Origin of the sequence: Vulgatibacter incomptus (assembly GCF_001263175.1) — a bacterium.
Lineage (GTDB): Bacteria > Myxococcota > Myxococcia > Myxococcales > Vulgatibacteraceae > Vulgatibacter > Vulgatibacter incomptus.
Window position 1 is genome coordinate 389,379 of sequence record NZ_CP012332.1, and the last position, 17,400, is coordinate 406,778.

The following is a 17,400-nucleotide window of genomic DNA, read 5'->3' on the forward strand; positions in this document are numbered from 1 at the left end:
CGCTGGCGACTTCGCGTCTGCGTGTCAGGCGAGCGAAGCGTAGAGCCGCGCCGTGGCCTCCGCGGGATCACCGTCTGCGAGCCACGAGCGGATGGCGGCGACGGCGCTCGCGCCGGCGTGGATGGCGTCGCGAGCGTTTGCGGAGTCGATTCCGCCCAGCGCTACGATCGGCATCCTGACCGCAGCGTCTCGCAGCGCCTCCAGGCCGATCGCGGGGCCCTTCCCCGGGGACGCGAAGATCGGGCTGTACGTGGCGAAGTCCGCGCCCGCGCTCGCTTCGAGCTCTTCGAGGGAGTGGCAGCTCGCGCCCACGAGCCGCGAGCCGAGGAGCGCGCGGGCATCCTTCGGGACGACGGAGCTGCCGGTGAGATGGACGCCGTCGGCGCCCGCCGCGAGCGCGACGTCGAGGCGATCGTTGACGAGGAAGGGTGCGCCTCTTCGTCTGCAGATCGCGCCGACGCTCCGCGCCAGCTCCAGCAGCGCCGACGCGGAGAGATCCTTTTCGCGGAGCTGCACGGCGGCGGCACCGGGCGGGATCCCGGAGAGCGCGCGATCCACCGCCGCCGGCAGGTCGGGAACCATCCGGCGGTCGGTGATCAGGTAGAGGCGAAATCCGAGCGGCATCGCGAAACCCGCCTCCCCGGGGTGCATCAGCGGGCGCCGGAGATCGTCCCCTCGATCGGTGACGAGGCCGAGCCGTAGAGCTTCTTCGGGATCCGGCCGGCCAGGTACGCGTCGCGGCCCGCCTCGCAGGCGGCCTTCATCGCCCGCGCCATGCGCACCGGCTCCTTCGCACAGGCGATCGCGGTGTTCAGGAGAACGGCGTCGCAGCCGAGCTCCATCGCGATGGCCACGTCGCTGGCGGTGCCCACGCCGGCGTCGACCAGCACGGGGACCTTCACCTGCTCGCGGAGGATCATGAGGTTGTAGGGGTTGCGGACCCCGAGGCCCGAGCCGATCGGCGCGCCCAGCGGCATCACGGCGGCGCAGCCGACGTCCTCGAGCTTGCGGGCGACCACCGCGTCGTCGGTGGTGTAGGGCAGGACGGTGAAGCCCTCCTTCACCAGCACCTCGGCCGCCTTCAGGGTCTCCACCACGTCGGGGAGGAGCGTCTTCTGATCGGCGAGGACCTCGAGCTTGACGAGGTCGCTGCCCCAGAGCTCGCGGGCGAGGCGGCAGGTGCGGATCGCGTCGTCGGCGGTGAAGCAGCCCGCCGTGTTGGGGAGCAGCTTCATGCCCTCCGGGATCCAGTGGAGGAGGCTCTCCTCGCCCTTGGCCGAGAGGTCGAGGCGCCGGACCGCCACGGTGACGATCTCGCTCCCCGACGCCAGGAGCGCTTCCTTCATCGTCGGGAAGTCGGCGTACTTCCCGGTCCCGGTGAAGAGGCGCGAATGGAAGACATGGTTGCCAATCCGGAGGGTTTCGGACATCTGCTGCCTCGCTCGTTTGCGCGCCCGGAGCCGAATGCCCGATGGGCGCGCGTTCCTGCCTGTTGGTTGCTGCGCTCGCCTCTGGCGATCAGCCGCCGCCCACGAAGGCCACGACCTCGACCTGGTCTCCGGCGCCGAGCACGTGCGCGCCGTGATCGGCGCGCCTGACCACGTGGAGGTTCACCTCGACGGCGACCCGCTCACGGACCACGCCCAGGAGGTCGAGGAGCTGGGCTACCGTGCTGCCCTCGGGGATCTCGTGCTCCTCCCCGTTGACCTGAAGAACCACCACGCGACTCCTTCCCACGCGAAGGGCGCATGGGCCCCGACTAGGTAGCAACAATGTCGCCTGCGCGCCAGTCGACCCCGGGCCGCCCCAGGAGAACGCGGCGCGTTGCGGAAAAGCGGCCTGGCGCTCCCGGGAGGCGTCGGCGGCTTGCCCTTCGAGATCGGAACGACTACTAGAGGGGCGGATTTCTAAGCCGGGTCCTTGGGGAGGGGAGGCGCTGCGTCTTCACGGCAGCGGCCTGCGCTCCATCTTCGAAGGAGACGGCGCCTTTGGAGACGACATGCGCAACAGCGATCAGGTGCGGAAGATCCTCTCGTGGTACCCCTCGGACAATCCGGGCACGCTCTCGAACCTCGCCCGGATGATGAACACCGGCCGCCTCGCGGGCACCGGCAAGTTCGTGATCCTCCCGGTGGATCAGGGCTTCGAGCACGGCCCGGTCCGGTCGTTCCAGCCGAACCCCGGCGGCTACGATCCCGACTATCACTACAACCTCGCCATCGACGCGGGCTGCAACGCCTACGCTGCGCCGCTGGGGGCCCTCGAGGCCACCGCGGGTAAGTACAACGGCGAGATCCCCCTCATCCTCAAGCTGAACAACTCCGACTCGATGGCGAAGGTCGGCGAGCCGATCTCCGCGATCACCGGCTCGGTGGAGGACGCGCTCCGCCTCGGCTGCTCCGCCATCGGCTTCACCATCTACCCGGGCTCCGCCGAGCGGAACCTGATGTACGAGCAGATCCGGGAGATGATCCTCGAGGCCAAGAGCGTCGGCATCCCCACCGTGCTCTGGGCCTACCCCCGCGGCTCCGGCCTCTCCAAGGCCGGCGAGACCGCCGTCGACATCGTGGCCTACGCGGCCCACGTGGCGGCGCAGCTCGGCGCCCACGTGATCAAGGTGAAGCCGCCCACCGCCCACGTGGAGCAGCCGGAGAACCAGAAGGTCTTCGAGAAGTTCAACATCCCGACCGCCACCATGGCCGACCGCGTCCGCCATGTGGTCCAGTCCTGCTTCAACGGCAAGCGGATCGTGATCTTCTCCGGCGGCGAGGCCAAGGGCACCGACGCCGTCCTCGAGGAGATCCGCGGGATCCGTGACGGCGGCGGCTTCGGCTCGATCATGGGCCGCAACGCCTTCCAGCGCCCCCACGACGAGGCCGTGAAGCTCCTCAACACGATCATGGACATCTACGCCGGCAAGGCGTAGCCCGGGTCGAGTATTCAGCCTTCTCCACTTGTGGTCGAATGAAGCACGCATGAAAAACGCCTCCGACTCACATCGAGTCGGAGGCGTTTTTCGTTTGGGCCTCCCGATCTTCACGGGAGGCCCCAGAGGCCGATTAGTTCTTGATGCTCACCTTGGTGGGCACGTTCGCAGCCTGGCCCGAGCCGATACCGAGCTGGAGCTCGTTGTTGCGGCCCCAGCAGTAGACCTGGCCGTCGGTGGCGATGCCGCAGGTGTGGGCGCGGCCTGCCGCGAGGGCCTGGAACGCAGGGCCCTTGGTGCGCACCGGATTCGCCGACCGATCGACCGAGGTCCCGTCTCCGAGCTGGCCGTACTCGTTCGAGCCCCAGCACCAGACGTCGCCGTTCGAGGCGAGGCCGCAGGTGTGGTTCTCGCCCGTGACGAGCGAGACGTACGCGACGTTGCCGGACACGGTGACGCGGCCGGAGGGATCGACGGGGTAGCTGCCGTTGCCCAGCTGGCCGCGCTTGCCGTCGCCCCAGCACTTCGTCACCGACTTGCCGTTCTCGACGGCGGTGGCGCAGCTATGGGCCGCGCCGAGGGCGAAGGTGCGGATGTCGGGCATCACGCCGTTGGAATCCGGGCCCCAGACGCCGATGAAGGCGGGGACCGGATCGGGCGAAGAGAGGCCCCAGGCGATCTGACCGCGCTCGTTGTCGCCGAAGCAGAAGAGGCCGCCATCGACTCCGAGCCCGCACACGTGGCTCCTGCCGACGCGCAGCGAGCCGAAGCCCCTCGCCGGGACCGGGTCGGGGGACGAGGTCCTCGCCGGGACCGGATCGGGAGACGACATGCGCTCGCGGGCCGGGACGGGATCGGGAGACGACTCCTTCTCCTTCGCAGGGACGGGGTCGGGGGAGGAGCCGGCGCGATCGCCCCAGCACCAGGGCTCGGAGCCATCGAGGGCACAGGTGATCGCCGCGCCTGCACGAAGACCGGTGAACGAGTGCCCGCCGGTCACGGTCGAGGGCGCGTTGCGATCCGCGTAATCCCCGGTGCCGAGCTGGCCGGCGTCGTTCTTGCCCCAGCAGAAGGTCCCGCTATCGGAGACACCGCAGACGTGATGGAGGCCTGCGGTCAGAGACTTGAAGCGCTCCCTTCCCGAGACGGGGATGCCGGAATTGGAAACGGTGGTCTTTCCCGCGCCGAGCTCGCCGTTCGCTCCGGTTCCCCAGCAGTACGCCTGGCCATTGGCTGCGAGGGCACACGTATGAGAGTCGCCTGCTACGAGATCGATGTAGCTGGTGGTGAGCCCGCTATTCGTCGAGCCGGTCGGCACGTCGGCAGATTCGCTCTCGAGGGGCGCGCCGCAGCCGGTTGCGATGGCGGCCGTTCCGAGTACAGCCGCGAGGCAGTGGGACAGCGGAGAAACGAAACGCCTGGAATGGAGACGGCCGGACATCGGTTGCCCTTCCTCGCTCGGCTGCCCTGACTCGAGCCGCAGGCCTCGAGCCATCCCCTGGCCCTGGATGGGCCATTGCAGCGAGACGATAGCCGAGCGTATCCGATGGCAACACGGGATGCCAAGGCTAGCGGCATCCCATGGCTATGACGGTCCGCCTGGAGCCTACTACAGAATCGGCAAGATCATAAAGCTCTAAATCCAGCGGTTCTCGCGGTACCAGCTCGCGGTCTCCGCGAGGCCGCGATCGAGGGGGTAGTCGGGCTCGAAGCCCAGCTCGTCCCGCGCGCGGTCGATCGAGCAGGACCATCCGGGGCCCGCCGTCTCGCGGATCTTGTCGAAGGAGATGATCTGCGGCTTGCCCGTGATCCTCGCGGCGACCTCCGACCATAGCCCCACCGGCCACGACAGCACCTCGGGAACGGGGATCACCACGGCCTTGTCGCGTCCGAGGGCCGTCGCGGTCCGGCGGATGAGCTCCTCCCAGGTGTAGATGCCGCCGTCCGAGACGTAATAGATGCCGTCGCCGCCGCGGGAATCGTGGACGCGATGTCCCTTGTCCAGCGCGATGGCGAGAGCGGAGCCGAGATCCTCCACGTGGATGATCGAGTAGCGCTTGCTCCCGAAGAGGCCGGGCTTCAGGGCGATCCCGAGGGACGCCATCTTGAAGACCTCGAAGAAGTCCTTGTCGCGCGGGCCGTAGACGATCGGCGGGCGGACGATGGTGATCTCGAGCTTGTCGGCGTGGCGCCGCAGCAGCTCCTCGCCGGCGAGCTTGGACCTGCCGTAGTTCGAGACCGGCACCGGGGTGTCGCCCTCGACGGAGGGCCTGCCCTCCGGCATCGGGCCTGCGACGGCGAGGGTCGAGCAATGCACGAAGCGCTTCACGCCGGCGCCGACGGCCGCCTCGGCGAGGAGGCGGGTGCCGTAGGCGTTCACCCGGTAGTAGTCCTGGGAGTTCAGCCCCTTGGTGAGACCCGCGACGTGGACGACCGCGTCGACGCCCTCCACCGCCGCCGGGAGCGACGCCGCGTCGCAGACGTCGCCGAGCGCGTACTCGACGGGGATCCCGGTGGCCTCGATGCCGCTGCGATCCGAGGTCTCGCGCATCAGGCAGCGAACCTCGTGGCCGGCGCGGGAAAGGGCCTTTGCCGCGGCCGGGCCCACGAAGCCCGAGCCGCCGGTGAGGAGGACTCGCATCGCCTAGACCTCCGCCTCGTAGACCCGGTAGGTCTTGGAAAGCTGGCCGCCCATGGACTGGATCGTGCGGTTGATCAGGATGTTGTCCTCGAGGATCCAGCCGACCTCCGCCTCGGGATAGCCGAGGCGCCGGGCGGCCTTCAGGGAGTCGAGGCAGAGGATCGCGTCGATCCCGCGCTTGCGGAACTTCTCCTTCACTCCGAGTGTGAAGAGCCGGATCCGCTCGACCTTGCGCGAGTACCAGAGGAGCTTGGCGAGGCCGATGGGCAGGCCGAACGTCGTAAGCCTGCCGCCGACGTACTTGAGCGCCTGGTTCATGTCGGGGAGGGTCATGGTGAAGGCGACGGGCTCACCCTGCACCTCGGCGATCAGGAGGAGGTCCTCCTTCACGAAGGCCTTCATGTCTTTGCAGACGTGTTCGAACTCCGCGTCGGTGAAGGGGACGAAGCCCCAGTTCTTCTCCCAGGCGGCGTTGTAGACTTCCTTGATCCGTCGCGTCTCCGCCTGGAAGTCGTCCAGGTTCACCGGCCGGACGACGATCCCCTCCTTGATCCGGACCTTCTCCGCGATCCGCGCGATCTTGGGATCCGGATCGGTGCGGGTGTCGATCTTCCACGACAGGAGATCCTTCGCCTTGGCGAGGCCGAGGACGTCCTCGAAGTGCCGCACGTAATACCGGGGGTTGTACGGCATCATCAGGGCCGGTGGATCGTCGAACCCCTCCACGAGCAGGCCCATGTCGTGGTTGGAGGAGAGGTTCATGGGCCCCATGATCTGGCGGAGGCCGCGGGCGCGGATCCAGGCTCGGGCCGCTTCGAAGAGCGCCTTCGCGACGGCGGGATCGTCCACCGCCTCGTACATCCCGAAGAAGCCGTAGGAGGTGTCGTGGAACTCGTTGTAGTTCCGATCCTCGACCGCGGCGATCCGGCCCACGACCGTCTCGCCTTCCCACGCCAGGAAGAGCTGGTGGGGGGCGTGGTCGAAGAACGGGTTCTTCTTCGGATCGAGGAAGTCCTTCCGCTCCATGAGGAGGGGAGGGACGAAGTTCGGATCGCCGACGTAGAGCTCGAGGGGGAGCTCGACGAAGCGGTGGAGGTCTCGGGCCGACGCGACGGGCCGGACCTGGATTTCGCTTCCGCTGCCTGGCTGCTGGGTCGTCTTCATCGCAGCGTGAACTACCGCATGGGGGCAGTCTTGGCAACGTATCCAACAAAACGAGAACGACCGGCGCGCGAAGCCGCGGCCGGTCGTTGAACGTCGGACTTAGAGACGGCTCAGTCGTGTTCCTCGTCGTAGCTCATCTTGCGGCCGCCGCGGGTGCGGTTGGCGAGCTCCATGAGCTTGTAGCCCCGCTCGATCACCGCGCCGGTCACGTCGCCGAGGCGCTCCTGGACGAGGCCCCTCATCTGCTCGCGGGTCGGCATCTCGAAGTTCGCGGCCCGCCACGTGGCGGTCTCGACGAGGTCGAAGACCTTCCGGGCGATGTCGCCGCGGGCGCCGAACGCACCCTGGCCGTTGGTCGGGCGGCGGGCCTGGCCGTTCCCGTTCGCGGCGACGAAGCGGGGCGCTCCCTCGCGGGCCGTCTCGATGGAGCCCACCTGGGCGATCACGTCCGCGGCGGTGGGGGCGTCCTCGGAGAGGACCTTGAACTTCTTGCCGAGGATCTCGAACTGCTCGATCACGCGGTCGAGCTGCTCGTCGGTGTGCGTCGCCATGTAGGACGTGCGCATCAGCGAGTGGCCCGGCTCCACCGCCGGCGGGATCACCGGGTTGGCGAAGACGCCGTTCTCGTAGAGCGCCTTCCAGAGGCGGAAGCACTTGATCTGATCGCCGATGTGCACCGGGACGACCGGTCCGTCGGAGAGGCCGGTGTCGTAGCCCAGGAGGCGGAAGGCGTTCCGCATCTTGTTGGCGATCCGCCAGAGGCGCTCGCGGCGCTCGGGCTCGGCCTGGATGATCTCGAGCGAGGCGAGGGCTGCGGCCACCGACGCAGGCGTCATCGACGCCTGGAAGACCATCGCGCGGGCCTTGTGCTTGATCCACTCGATCACCTCCTTGGGACCGGCGATGACGCCGCCCAGGGAGCCGAACGACTTGGAGAAGGTGCCCATCACGAGGTCGACGTCGTTCTCGACGCCGAGGTGCTCGCTGAGGCCGCGACCGTGGGCGCCGAGGACGCCGAGGCCGTGGGCCTCGTCGACCATGACGCGGGCGCCATACTTCTTCTTGAGGGCGATGATCCCCTGGAGGTCCGCGAAGTCGCCCTCCATCGAGAAGACGCCGTCGGTGACGATGAGCTTGCCGGCCTCGGCGGGCGCGTTGCCGAGGAGCCTCTCGAGGTCCGCCATGTCGTTGTGGCGGTAGCGCTTGTGCTCACCGAAGGAGCCGCGGATGCCCTCGAGGATCGACGCGTGGTTAAGGCGATCCGAGAAGACGTAGTCCTTGCGCTCGAGGATCGCGGAGAGGGTACCCAGGTTGGTGGTGAAGCCCGTGCTGAAGCAGAGGGCCATCTCCTTGCCCAGGAAGCGCGCCAGCTTCTCTTCGAGCTCGACGTGGAGATCCAGGGTGCCGTTGAGGAGCCGGGAGCCGGAGCAGCTCGTGCCGTACTTCTCGAGGGCCTTGGCCGCCGCCTCCTTCACCGCGGGGTGAAGGCTGAGGCCGAGGTAGTTGTTGGAACCGACCATGATCACCGGCCGGCCACCCACGTTCACCTGGGTCCCGTCGGTCTGATCGATGGGCTTGAAATAAGGATAGAGCCCCGTAGCCCGCGCGACCTTGAGCTCGCGCCACTCGAACGCCTTCCCGAACACGTCGGCCATGTAAAGGCCCTCCGTTGCTGACGCCTGGCAGTCCAATCGACGCTCTGCCGAGCATCCGTCCAGATTGGGGCGTCAGATACCGATCGACCTGCAAAATGTCAACTTCGAGCCCCAGGGCGCAAGGACAGCAGCGAGCGATCCTCGATCGGGTGCTGGCTGCCTGACAAACCTGGCCCTCCGGTGACAGGGGTTTGCCGCGCCGATGCGCCCGCCGCATCATAGACCCGAACGGATGGAGAGCCTCAGGCTTCGGTCTCCACCCCGGCTTGACGCGCTCCGGGGGGTCGATTAGAAGCCAACCGCTTCTGCCCGGGCCCTGCGCTTGCATGGCGCCCCGGGATGGTCTGCCGGAGTTCTTGCGGCTAAGAGGCGTCCGAGGGAGAGATGGAGCGAGAGGCGAGCGCGCCGGATTCTGCCGATCGGGAGCAGGAGATGGACCGGGAAGACGGCCTGACGATCCGCTCTGGGGAGCTCATCGCGGTCATCGCCGGCGTCCTGTCCCTGACGATCCTGCTCTGGAACCACGACCGTGTGGGCGGCTGGCAGCCCGCGGCGCTCGTCTGCGCGACCATCGCGATCTCGCCGCTCGTGCTCCGCGCCCTGCACGCCCGATTCGCCACGAACCGCTACGTGCGGTTCTGCGCCGACTTCGGACCGATCTTCTACATCGTCGGGCTCTACCTCAACCTGAACCCGATCCTCGACGCGGTGAACATCCCCATCGCGGACGACCTGCTGATGCGCGCCGATCAGCGGATCTTCGGGCTGCAGCCGTCGATCTGGCTCCAGGCGCAGGTGCCGCCGCTCCTGAACGACGTCCTCCTGGGCGCCTACACCACCTACTTCGTGTGGCCCCTGGCCCTCGGTCTCGTGCTCTGGTTCAAGCGCAAGGAGATCCAGTTCGACGAGTGGGTGACCGCGCTGATGTTCTTCTACGCGGTGAACTACGCGCTCTACGCGCTGGTGCCGGCGATGGGGCCGCGCTACTTCCAGGCGGCGTTCTTCGACGGGCCCGTCCACGGCTACCTCGCGCCGCAGATCGACCTGATGTTCCGCGGCTCGCCGCTGGCCCGCGATTGCTTCCCCTCCGGCCACACCGGGGTCTCGCTCCTCGTCCTCGCCTACGCGTGGAGGGAAGCGCGGCGCTTCTTCTGGATCGCGCTCCCGATCCTGCTCTGCCTGATCGCGGGGACCCTCGCGGGCCGGTTCCACTACGGCGTGGATCTGCTCGCAGCGGTGCCGCTCACCGTCACCTCGCTCGTCGTTGCGGCGAAGCTGAAGCAGCGCTTGCCGGTCGGCATGACCCTGACTCGCTCCGCCGTGCTGCCGCTCCGCCGGGATCGCCCCAGCACCTGACGATCGCGTCGAGGGATCCGCCGCGACTGCGGCGCGGGCTCCCGCGCCTGCTCCGTCCGGCCGCTAGGCGGGCCCGTCCGCCAGGAAGCGATCGAGCCGATCCACGAAGGCCTGGCGCGGCTCCCGCGGCTTCCACTCCTCCGAGAGCCCGAGGCGCTTCTCGCCCTCGGGGACCAGGTGGCCCTGCTCCACGAGCCAGGCGATGGCGCTCTCGAAGGTCGGCCTGGAGAGCGCCTCGGCACCCTGGATGACGCCCGAGTCGAGGGCCTCCTTGCCGCGGACGAAGCAGCGCTCGACGAGGCGCTTGCGATCCATGGGCCCGCCCGAGAGCTCGTCCAGCGTGGTGGCGAGGAGCCGGAAGGCCTCGATCAGGTCGGCGAGCTGTCCCCGGAGGAGGCGCATGCCCGGCTCCTGCCCCTCCCGGATCCGCACGGACTCGGCCTCGCGCACCAGGAGCCCCAGCGCGTCGAGGCGCTCCAGGGCCTCGTCGATGGTGGCGTCCATGGAGACGTCGGTCCGGAAGGAGAGCTCGTTCTTGAGGAGCCGCGAGAGCCAGCCGATCGGCTCGGTGAGCTTCGCCCGCGTCGTCGCGCCGCCGAGCGCGAGGAGCGACGCCGCGACGATCGCCTCCTCGGTGAAGTGGTGGACGATGTTGTTCTTGTAGAAGTCGAGAGCACTCCGGGCGTGAGCCTCGACCCGGAAGGCGCGCTCGCCGTCCTGCTCGAAGGTCTTCACCGCCTTGTCGGCCTCGAAGCCCGCCAGCGCCTCGCGGATCGGACCGGGGATCGTGGGGTCCGACGGTGCGATGGACATCGCCTTCGAGAAGCGGGCCCGCTTCGCCTCGGCGAGCTTGCGGAGGAGGCGGATCCGGGCCTCGAGCTCGGATGAGCGGAGGACCGGCCCGAAAGGATGGAGGAGGCCCGCCGCCGTCAGCGAGGAGGCGGTGATCGTCTGCACGTCGCCCATGCCGCGGGCGATGCGGTGGGCGAGGGCCCGGATCAGGGCCTTGCGCTCGTCCCTCCGGAACGAGCTCCGATCGAAGCCACGTTCCTTGGCCAGCGCCGCCAGGGAGATCGGCGGGGCGACCTGGAGGTGCACCCGTCCCCATCGCGAGAGGAGCACGGCAGGGGTCTTGAGCAGGCCCCGGATGTCCTCGCGCCTCTTCTCGCCGCCGGCGAGCTCGCGGGCGTAGGCGCGGGCCTCGATGATCTTCTCGTAGTCGATCGCCGTCGGCACGAAGCAGAGGTCGTCGCGGGCGCCCGCGATCCAGGCGTCCACCTCGATCGAGATCAGGCCGAACTTGGGCTGGAGGAGTCGCCCGGTCCGGGTGCGGCCGCCCTCCGGATAGAACTCCTGGGTGTAGCCGTCACGGCAGACCTTGCGGATGTAGGCCGACAGGGAGGCCGCGTAGACCCGCTGGCCCTTGAAGCTGCGCCGGATGAAGAAGGCGCCCGTCCGCCGGAAGATCGGCCCCAGGGGCCAGAACGAGAGGTTGGCGCCTGCCGCCACCAGCGGCGGCGTGACGCCGCGCTCCACGAGGACGTGGCTGACGAGCAGGTAGTCGATGTGGCTCCGGTGGGTGGGGCAGATCACGATCGGCGCCTGCTTGCTCGCCTCCGCCGCCGCGCGAAGGCCCTCCTCGTCGATGTCGATGCCGTCGTAGAGCCGGTTGAAGAGCCAGCGCGCCACGGCGTTCGCGCCGTCGATCCACGCGGGCGAGTACCTCGCCGAGATCTCGCGGAGGCAACGGCGGGCCTCTTCCTCCACCACCGCGAGGTCGCGGCTGGAGGCCTCCGCCTCCCTGACGAGCTCCGCGCGCAAGGCCCGGTCCCGCAGGGTCTCGTCGATCATCCGTCGCTGGCTCTTGAGCCTCGGCCCGACGACGGAGCGGAGCTCCCTCGCGAGGCCGACGCCGAGGCTGCCCCGGACCTTCCGTGCCAGGATCTCGTCCGGGACGCCGGTCTCCGCCCGGACCACCTCCGAGAGGTCGATCGGCATCCCGACCTTCACGACCGACCGCTTGTAGTTGAAGAGGAAGGACGTGAATGCGTGGATCCGGCCCGGGACCTCCGCCGAGCCGAGGACCACGTCCGTGACGCCAGGACGCAGCCGCGACGGCGCGCGCTTGAAGATCAGGAGCTGGGGGACGAGGTAGATCGGGCGATCGGTGGTGCGCTGCAGCGCCACCAGGGCGGCGAAGGGATCGTCGGTGGACGAGCCCCGGGAGCGCAGCACGGAGGGGCGGCGCAGGAAGACCATCGAGGCTTCACCGGCGCGTGCGCTCTGGAGCACCGCTTCGGCTCCCCGCGCGGTGCGCCGCCGGAGGATCAGCACCAGGGGCCGGTAGAGGAAGGTCGAGAGGCCGAGCACTGCCCGCGCCAGGGGGAGGCCGCGGCGCGCGAACGCCCAGTTGAAGTAGAGGAAGTTGAGGATGCCCGCAGACCGCATCACGTAGACGATCGTTCCGCGGCGGGCGAGATCCTCCAGCAGGGCCTGCGCCTCGTCCGGGAAGCGGACGGGCTCGAAGAAATGCCGGAACAGCCTGCGGAACAACGGGCCGTAGCGGGTGTGCATGGCCGCCGGTGCGGCCTTCGTCTCGGTGGTCGACATCCTACGTCAAGAGCCGGCGGTCACGTACTCCCGGACCCGCTCGAGCAGGTACGGGAAGTTGATCGGCTTCTCGAAGACGCCATCGACCCGCTCGCCCCAGGCGACTTCGGTGCCGGACTGCGCATCGATCGCGCCCGAGATCACGTAGATCGGCGTCGCCTTCGCCCGGCGCTTCCCTTCGCGAACCGCCTGGACCAGGGCCGCGCCGTCCACGCCGGGGATCCGGAGGTCGAGGAGCACGAGGGCCGGGGGCACCTCCTGGATCCGCTCCAGGGCGGAGCGCCCGTCGGCGAAGGCCCTCACCTGGAAGCCCTCGGCCTCGAGGTACTCCACGATGCCGTCGCGGCAGTCGTCGTCGTCCTCGACCACGAGGATCTCGCCCTGGCTCTGCGGCCGCGCCACCTGGCTGGAGGTGACGGCGCCGGCGAAGAGCGGGAGCTGCACGGTGAAGCGCAGACCCTCCGGATCCTGCTCCGCCCGCAGGTGGCCGCCGTGGAGCTCGACGATCCGCCGCGCGATCGAGAGCCCGACGCTGGCGGGGCCGCCGTCGGAGCGGAACGCCTCGAAGAGCCGAGGGAGCTCGGAGGGGGGAGCTGGATCCCGGAGAGCAGGAGCTGCACGGAGGCGCTCCTGCCGCTGGGGAGGAGGGTGAGGGTGATGTGCTCGCCGTCGCGGCGCCCGCGCAGGCCGCGCTCGAGGAGGTGCATGAAGCCCTCCACCAGCCGGTCGCGGTTGCCCCGGATGAAGACCTCACCCTCTGGCGCCTCTACCGAGAGCTCGACCCTGGCGGTCTCCGCGTCTCCCGCCAGGAACTGCACCGCCTCCTGGAGGACGGAGCGCAGGCCCAGCGCCTTGGGGTCGAGCGTCATCTGACCGGCCTCGAGGCGGGCGGTCAGGAGCAGGTCGTTGATCAGCCGCAGGAGCCGGTCCGCGTTGCGGTCGCAGATCCCGATCACGCTGAGCTGCTTCTCGCTGAGCTCCCCGAGGCGGCCCTTCAGGCCCATCGCCAGGTAGCCCTTGATCGTCGTCAGCGGCGTGCGGAGCTCGTGGGAAATGTGGGAGAGCAAGGCGTCCCGGGTGCGGTCGCCCTCGCTCAGGCGGGTGTTGGCCGTCTCGAGCTCACGGGTGCGGCGCTCGAGCTCGGCGCGGGTCCGACCCATGTCCAGCGCGGCGCCACAGGCGTTGGCGATCGCCTGGACCAGCGCCAGCTCGTCAGCGGAGGGGCCGGTCGGCTGAGCGAAGATGCCGCCGACCATGGCGAGCACGCCCACCGCTTCGCCGCGGGCGACCATCGGCACCGCGACGAGGGCGCCGTCCTTCTCCACCACCTGGGCCTTGTCGGCGAAAGAGCGGCCGATGGCGCCTTCGCCAGGGGAGCAGGCCTTCACCCGGGGATCGGACCGCCCGCGGGCCAGGGCGACGTTCAGCCTGTCGAAGGCGACGTCGTGGACGACCGCGAAGCTCGACCGGGGGCGGAACGCGCCCGCCAGGGCGGCGAGCCCCTTCTTGAGCGCGTCGGGGGACCGCTCCTCCGCGAGGATGTCCTGGAGATCGTCGAAGAGCGGGGTGGTCACCGGCAGCGTCGCGGCTTCTGCTTCCCGGTCCGGGGCCTTGCGTGCCGTCTTCCCGGGCGCAGCCTTTCGTCCCGTGAGCCGCCGCGTTCCGCTTCTCGAGTCGTTGGTCGTCAAGCGGCCTCCAGGAAGGCCGCCGGCGGACCGGACGCCTCCAAATGGTCCCCCCCGGGAGAAGTGGATGTAAGGCCTGCCCTTCCGGGCGGTCAAGGAACGATTCCGGATGGTGTCGTGCAGCGGACCGTCGCGCATGAAGAAATCAGTCCCGCAGAAGCGGGCCCGATTTCTTCAGCTCGCGCTTCGCGCGAGAGCGCTTCTTTTCGTTTGCTCCGCCTCCGGCTCCGCCCTGGCCCTTTTTAGCTGCGCCGGACGATCCCGTCCTTGTCGAGGGCGAAGCCCGCCGGGAGCTTGCCCGCGAGCGCGTCGCGGCGATCTTCCACCGGCGCCGCGAGATCCGCCAGCGCAGCGGCGGCCGCGGCGCGGACCCTGGGCGCCTCCGCCTGAACGAGGCAGTCCGCGATCGCGCCGGCGGCCGAGGTGGCGTCCTGCGAGACCAGGTTGTTCAACGTGGAGGTGCGGACCTCGTCGGACGGATCCTCGAGGAGGGGCAGCAGGACCGGGACGATGGCGGGATCACGGACGGTCGAGAGGCGATTCACCAGCACGACCTTCTTCTCGGGATCGCGGGCGTACTCCTGCGAGAGCTTCTGCAGGATCCCCGAGAGGAGCGTCACGAGCTCAGGCTCCGGCACCAATTCGTCGAGGCAGCGCACCGCCCACGCGACGTTGTCGCTGCGGCGGATGAAGTCGAGCACCGGCTCAACGGCCTTGTCGCCGAACGAGGTCACTAGGCTGAGCGTGTACTCCTTCTCCTCGGCGTCGGTGATGCCCGGCTCGGTCTTCACCCCGAAGCGCTGCAGGAGGGCGCCGATCGCCGCAGGCGTTCCGATGTCGCGCAGGCCCTCGAGAGCCCGAGCGCGGGTCGCCGGATCGCCGTACTTCTCCTGCGTCTTCTTGGAGAGCTCGCGGATCTTCTTCGTTTCGCGATCCTCTTTGCTGCCTCCAAGGAAATCGAACAGGCCCAAGCTGCACTTCCTTTCGAGGGGCGGTGGCGCATGGGCGCTGCCCCGGCGACGATCATTCGACCGCCGATACTAGAGTACGAGCCCGGCTCGCACCGACTCCGAATAGAGCGAGTCGAGGCTCTTTCCAAGCTCCTTCGCGCGATCTCCGGAGGGGACGATCACGCGGGCCTCCGCGTAGAGATCGCCGCGCCCGGTGCCGCGGAGGTGGGGAACTCCCTTTCCGCGCAGGCGCAGCTTCTTGCCGCTCTGCGTTCCCGGCGGGACCTTGAGCTGCACCGTGCCGTCGAAGGTCGGGAGGTCGACCGTGGCGCCGGAGATGGCCTCACCCACCGTGAGGGGGAGGGACACGTGGAGATCGTCGCCCTCACGGCGGATCCAGGGGTGGGGCCGGATGTGGATCTCGAGGTAGAGATCGCCCGGCGGGCCGCCGCGCACGCCGGGGCCGCCCTGTCCCGCGAGGCGCACCTTTCCTCCGTCGGCGATCCCGGCGGGGATCTTCACGGTGATGCGGGAGCCCTCTTTGCGAGGCAGGCGGAGCTGGCGCTCGGTCCCCTGGACGGCCTCGACCAGATCGATCTCGACCCTCTCGCCGAAGTCCTGGCCCGGCTCGGGCCTCCGCACCCCGGGGCCGCGGAAGCCGGCTCCCGGCCGGGCGCCGCCGAAACCCGTCCCGAAGAGGTCGCCGAAGAGATCGCCGAAGTCGACCGCCTCCACTCCCTCGAAATCGAAGGGGCTTCCGCCGCGTGGGGCGCCCTGGCCGGTCTTCCACTGGCGGAAGGCGGCGGCCTTCTCCGGATCCCAGCCGATCTTGGCCGCGTCCATGCCCAGCTCGTCGTAGAGGGGGCGCTTCTTCGGGTCCGAGAGGATGTCGAAGGCGTTGTTGATCTCCTTGAACTTCTCCTCTGCGGCCTTGTCCCCGGGGTTGACGTCGGGGTGGTACTTGCGGGCGAGGCGCCGATAGGCCGTCTTCAGCTCGTCCGCCGTGGCGGTCTTGGGCACGCCGAGGAGGCCGTATAGATCGGAGTTCGTTGCCATCGAAAGCCCAAGATAACCACACGCCCGGAAAGTAAATGAACGGAAAGTGGATCCCTCTCGCGCGCGATCCGGTTTGCCGGTCGCGCGTCATCCGCCTTACGATTGGCGCCGACGTGCGCTCCGTTTTTTTCCTCCTCCTGTTCTGCCTCCTTGCCTCCGGGGCGGGCGCCGAGCCAATCGGCGCCGGTCAGCTCGTGGATCGGGTCGTCGCCGTGATCTCCACCGGCGATTCGCGCGGCCACCGCACGCTGATCACGCTCTCCGATCTGGAGCTCGAGGCCCGGATCGCCCTCGTCTCCCGAGGCGCGTCGCTCGCCGCCGACGGCCCCCTCGCACCGGAGACCCTGAAGGCCACCCTCGACTGGCTGATCGCCGAGCACCTCCTCCTGGGAGAGGCCGAGCAGCTCGCCGTGGCGGTGGCGGATCCCGCCGAGCTCGGCGCCGCGCTGGAGACCTTCCGCGGCAAGCTCGAGGCCGCGGGAGGATACGAGCGCTTCCTCGAGCGGAACGAGCTGACCGAGGCCGAGCTCTCGCGGGTGCTCCGGCGCCAGCTCGTGGTCGACCGCTACCTTGCCTCGCGGCTCCGCCTCGGGGCCACGGTCTCCGAGGCCGAGGTCCGGACGGCCTACGACGCGCGGAGGTCCGAGCTCGGGGCGACCTCCTACGCCGACGCGCGGGAGCCGCTCCGGGTCCAGCTCGAGAAGAAGCGCAGGGAAGAGGTGGTCGCGGCCCTCGTCGACGATCTCCGGAGCCGGGCCGAGGTGCGGGTGCTCCACGGCTTCACAGGCGGGACGGAGGGGAGATGAGGAATCGGGCCCGCCTCTTCGACGAAGAAGAGGCCTCGCGGGACGGGTTCCTGCTCCGCAGGATGCACCTGGACGAGCTGGCCGAGGTGACCGCCCTCGAGCACCGCGCGTTCGCGCACCCGTGGTCGCCGGAGCTCTTGCGGCGCGAGCTCACCCATGACTGGTCCACGATCCTCCTGGCGCTGGAGCCTCGGGAAGATGGCGAGCCGGTCATCGTGGGCTTCGTGATCTTCTGGGTCGTCGTCGATGAGATCCACATCCTGAACGTCGCGGTGGATCCGCCGCAGCGTCGTCGCGGGATCGCGCGAATGCTTCTGGAGGAGCTCCTGGATCGCGGGCAGAAGGCGGGCCTCGTCGTCGCCACCCTCGAGGTGCGGCGCAGCAACGAGGGGGCGATCGCGCTCTACCAGGGGCTCGGCTTCCGCGTGGTGGGGATCCGGAAGGGCTACTACGCCGAGGAGCGGGAAGACGCGATCGTGATGGTCCGGGACCTGGCGTAGCGTCTCGGAGCTGCTCGGGGCCGCCGTCTCTGCGAAGGAGCGGCGGCCCGT

General features: G+C 69.3%; 15 protein-coding genes and 1 pseudogene. 4 read left to right on the plus strand and 12 right to left on the minus strand.

Annotated elements, in window-relative coordinates; translation table 11 throughout:
- Nucleotides 1–24: 24 nt before the first annotated feature.
- From AKJ08_RS01480 to thiS, 3 genes are all read right to left on the minus strand, one after another.
- Nucleotides 25–624: a thiamine phosphate synthase gene (locus AKJ08_RS01480; protein WP_050727393.1), complete on the minus strand. Its 600-nt coding sequence runs from the start codon at nt 622–624 to the stop codon at nt 25–27.
- A gap of 26 nt (nt 625–650) precedes the next feature.
- A complete protein-coding gene (locus AKJ08_RS01485; RefSeq protein ID WP_050724434.1) occupies nt 651–1,430 on the minus strand; it encodes a thiazole synthase in 780 nt (259 codons plus the stop codon).
- An 88-nt stretch (nt 1,431–1,518) separates the two neighbouring features.
- Nucleotides 1,519–1,719 carry a sulfur carrier protein ThiS gene (gene thiS, locus AKJ08_RS01490; RefSeq protein WP_050727394.1) on the minus strand — a complete coding sequence of 67 codons (201 nt, stop codon included), beginning with the start codon at nt 1,717–1,719 and terminating at the stop codon, nt 1,519–1,521.
- A gap of 280 nt (nt 1,720–1,999) precedes the next feature.
- Here thiS and AKJ08_RS01495 point away from each other — a divergent pair, with 280 nt between their 5' ends.
- Nucleotides 2,000–2,926 carry a class I fructose-bisphosphate aldolase gene (locus AKJ08_RS01495; RefSeq protein WP_050724435.1) on the plus strand — a complete coding sequence of 309 codons (927 nt, stop codon included), beginning with the start codon at nt 2,000–2,002 and terminating at the stop codon, nt 2,924–2,926.
- Nucleotides 2,927–3,059: 133 nt separating this feature from the next.
- Here AKJ08_RS01495 and AKJ08_RS01500 read toward each other — a convergent pair whose 3' ends face one another.
- From AKJ08_RS01500 to AKJ08_RS01515, 4 genes are all read right to left on the minus strand, one after another.
- On the minus strand, nt 3,060–4,367 hold the full coding sequence (locus AKJ08_RS01500; RefSeq protein WP_050724436.1) for an RCC1 domain-containing protein: 1,308 nt from the start codon (nt 4,365–4,367) through the stop codon (nt 3,060–3,062).
- A gap of 195 nt (nt 4,368–4,562) precedes the next feature.
- Complete coding sequence (locus tag AKJ08_RS01505) at nt 4,563–5,567, minus strand: NAD-dependent epimerase/dehydratase family protein (protein WP_050724437.1); 1,005 nt, start codon at nt 5,565–5,567, stop codon at nt 4,563–4,565.
- Nucleotides 5,568–5,570: 3 nt separating this feature from the next.
- Nucleotides 5,571–6,731 (minus strand): hypothetical protein, encoded by a 1,161-nt coding sequence (locus AKJ08_RS01510; protein WP_050724438.1) that lies wholly within the window; start codon nt 6,729–6,731, stop codon nt 5,571–5,573.
- 110 nt (nt 6,732–6,841) lie between these two features.
- The gene (locus tag AKJ08_RS01515) at nt 6,842–8,386 is read right to left on the minus strand and encodes an aminotransferase class I/II-fold pyridoxal phosphate-dependent enzyme (protein WP_082342543.1); all 1,545 of its coding nucleotides are present in this window, start codon (nt 8,384–8,386) and stop codon (nt 6,842–6,844) included.
- Nucleotides 8,387–8,770: 384 nt separating this feature from the next.
- On the opposite strand from AKJ08_RS01515, the gene AKJ08_RS01520 reads away from it, so the two are divergent.
- Nucleotides 8,771–9,742, plus strand: coding sequence for a phosphatase PAP2 family protein (locus AKJ08_RS01520; RefSeq protein WP_050724439.1), 972 nt, complete (start codon nt 8,771–8,773; stop codon nt 9,740–9,742).
- Nucleotides 9,743–9,805: 63 nt separating this feature from the next.
- Here the strand turns inward: AKJ08_RS01520 and AKJ08_RS01525 are convergent, their stop codons facing one another.
- From AKJ08_RS01525 to AKJ08_RS01545, 5 genes and pseudogenes are all read right to left on the minus strand, one after another.
- Nucleotides 9,806–12,352 carry a 1-acyl-sn-glycerol-3-phosphate acyltransferase gene (locus tag AKJ08_RS01525; RefSeq protein WP_050724440.1) on the minus strand — a complete coding sequence of 849 codons (2,547 nt, stop codon included), beginning with the start codon at nt 12,350–12,352 and terminating at the stop codon, nt 9,806–9,808.
- A 6-nt stretch (nt 12,353–12,358) separates the two neighbouring features.
- Nucleotides 12,359–12,721, minus strand: coding sequence for a response regulator transcription factor (locus AKJ08_RS01530; RefSeq protein ID WP_050724441.1), 363 nt, complete (start codon nt 12,719–12,721; stop codon nt 12,359–12,361).
- A 515-nt stretch (nt 12,722–13,236) separates the two neighbouring features.
- Nucleotides 13,237–14,175: pseudogene (locus AKJ08_RS20795) on the minus strand (histidine kinase dimerization/phospho-acceptor domain-containing protein); the annotation flags it as partial.
- A 104-nt stretch (nt 14,176–14,279) separates the two neighbouring features.
- Nucleotides 14,280–15,008 carry a HEAT repeat domain-containing protein gene (locus AKJ08_RS01540; RefSeq protein ID WP_050724443.1) on the minus strand — a complete coding sequence of 243 codons (729 nt, stop codon included), beginning with the start codon at nt 15,006–15,008 and terminating at the stop codon, nt 14,280–14,282.
- Nucleotides 15,009–15,077: 69 nt separating this feature from the next.
- Nucleotides 15,078–16,043, minus strand: a complete 966-nt coding sequence (locus AKJ08_RS01545) for a DnaJ C-terminal domain-containing protein (protein ID WP_050724444.1) — start codon at nt 16,041–16,043, stop codon at nt 15,078–15,080.
- A 113-nt stretch (nt 16,044–16,156) separates the two neighbouring features.
- On the opposite strand from AKJ08_RS01545, the gene AKJ08_RS01550 reads away from it, so the two are divergent.
- Complete coding sequence (locus AKJ08_RS01550; RefSeq protein WP_157370400.1) at nt 16,157–16,849, plus strand: SurA N-terminal domain-containing protein; 693 nt, start codon at nt 16,157–16,159, stop codon at nt 16,847–16,849.
- Nucleotides 16,846–17,349: a ribosomal protein S18-alanine N-acetyltransferase gene (gene rimI / locus AKJ08_RS01555; protein WP_082342547.1), complete on the plus strand. Its 504-nt coding sequence runs from the start codon at nt 16,846–16,848 to the stop codon at nt 17,347–17,349. The genes AKJ08_RS01550 and rimI overlap by 4 nt, the downstream gene beginning before the upstream one ends.
- Nucleotides 17,350–17,400 lie beyond the last annotated feature (51 nt).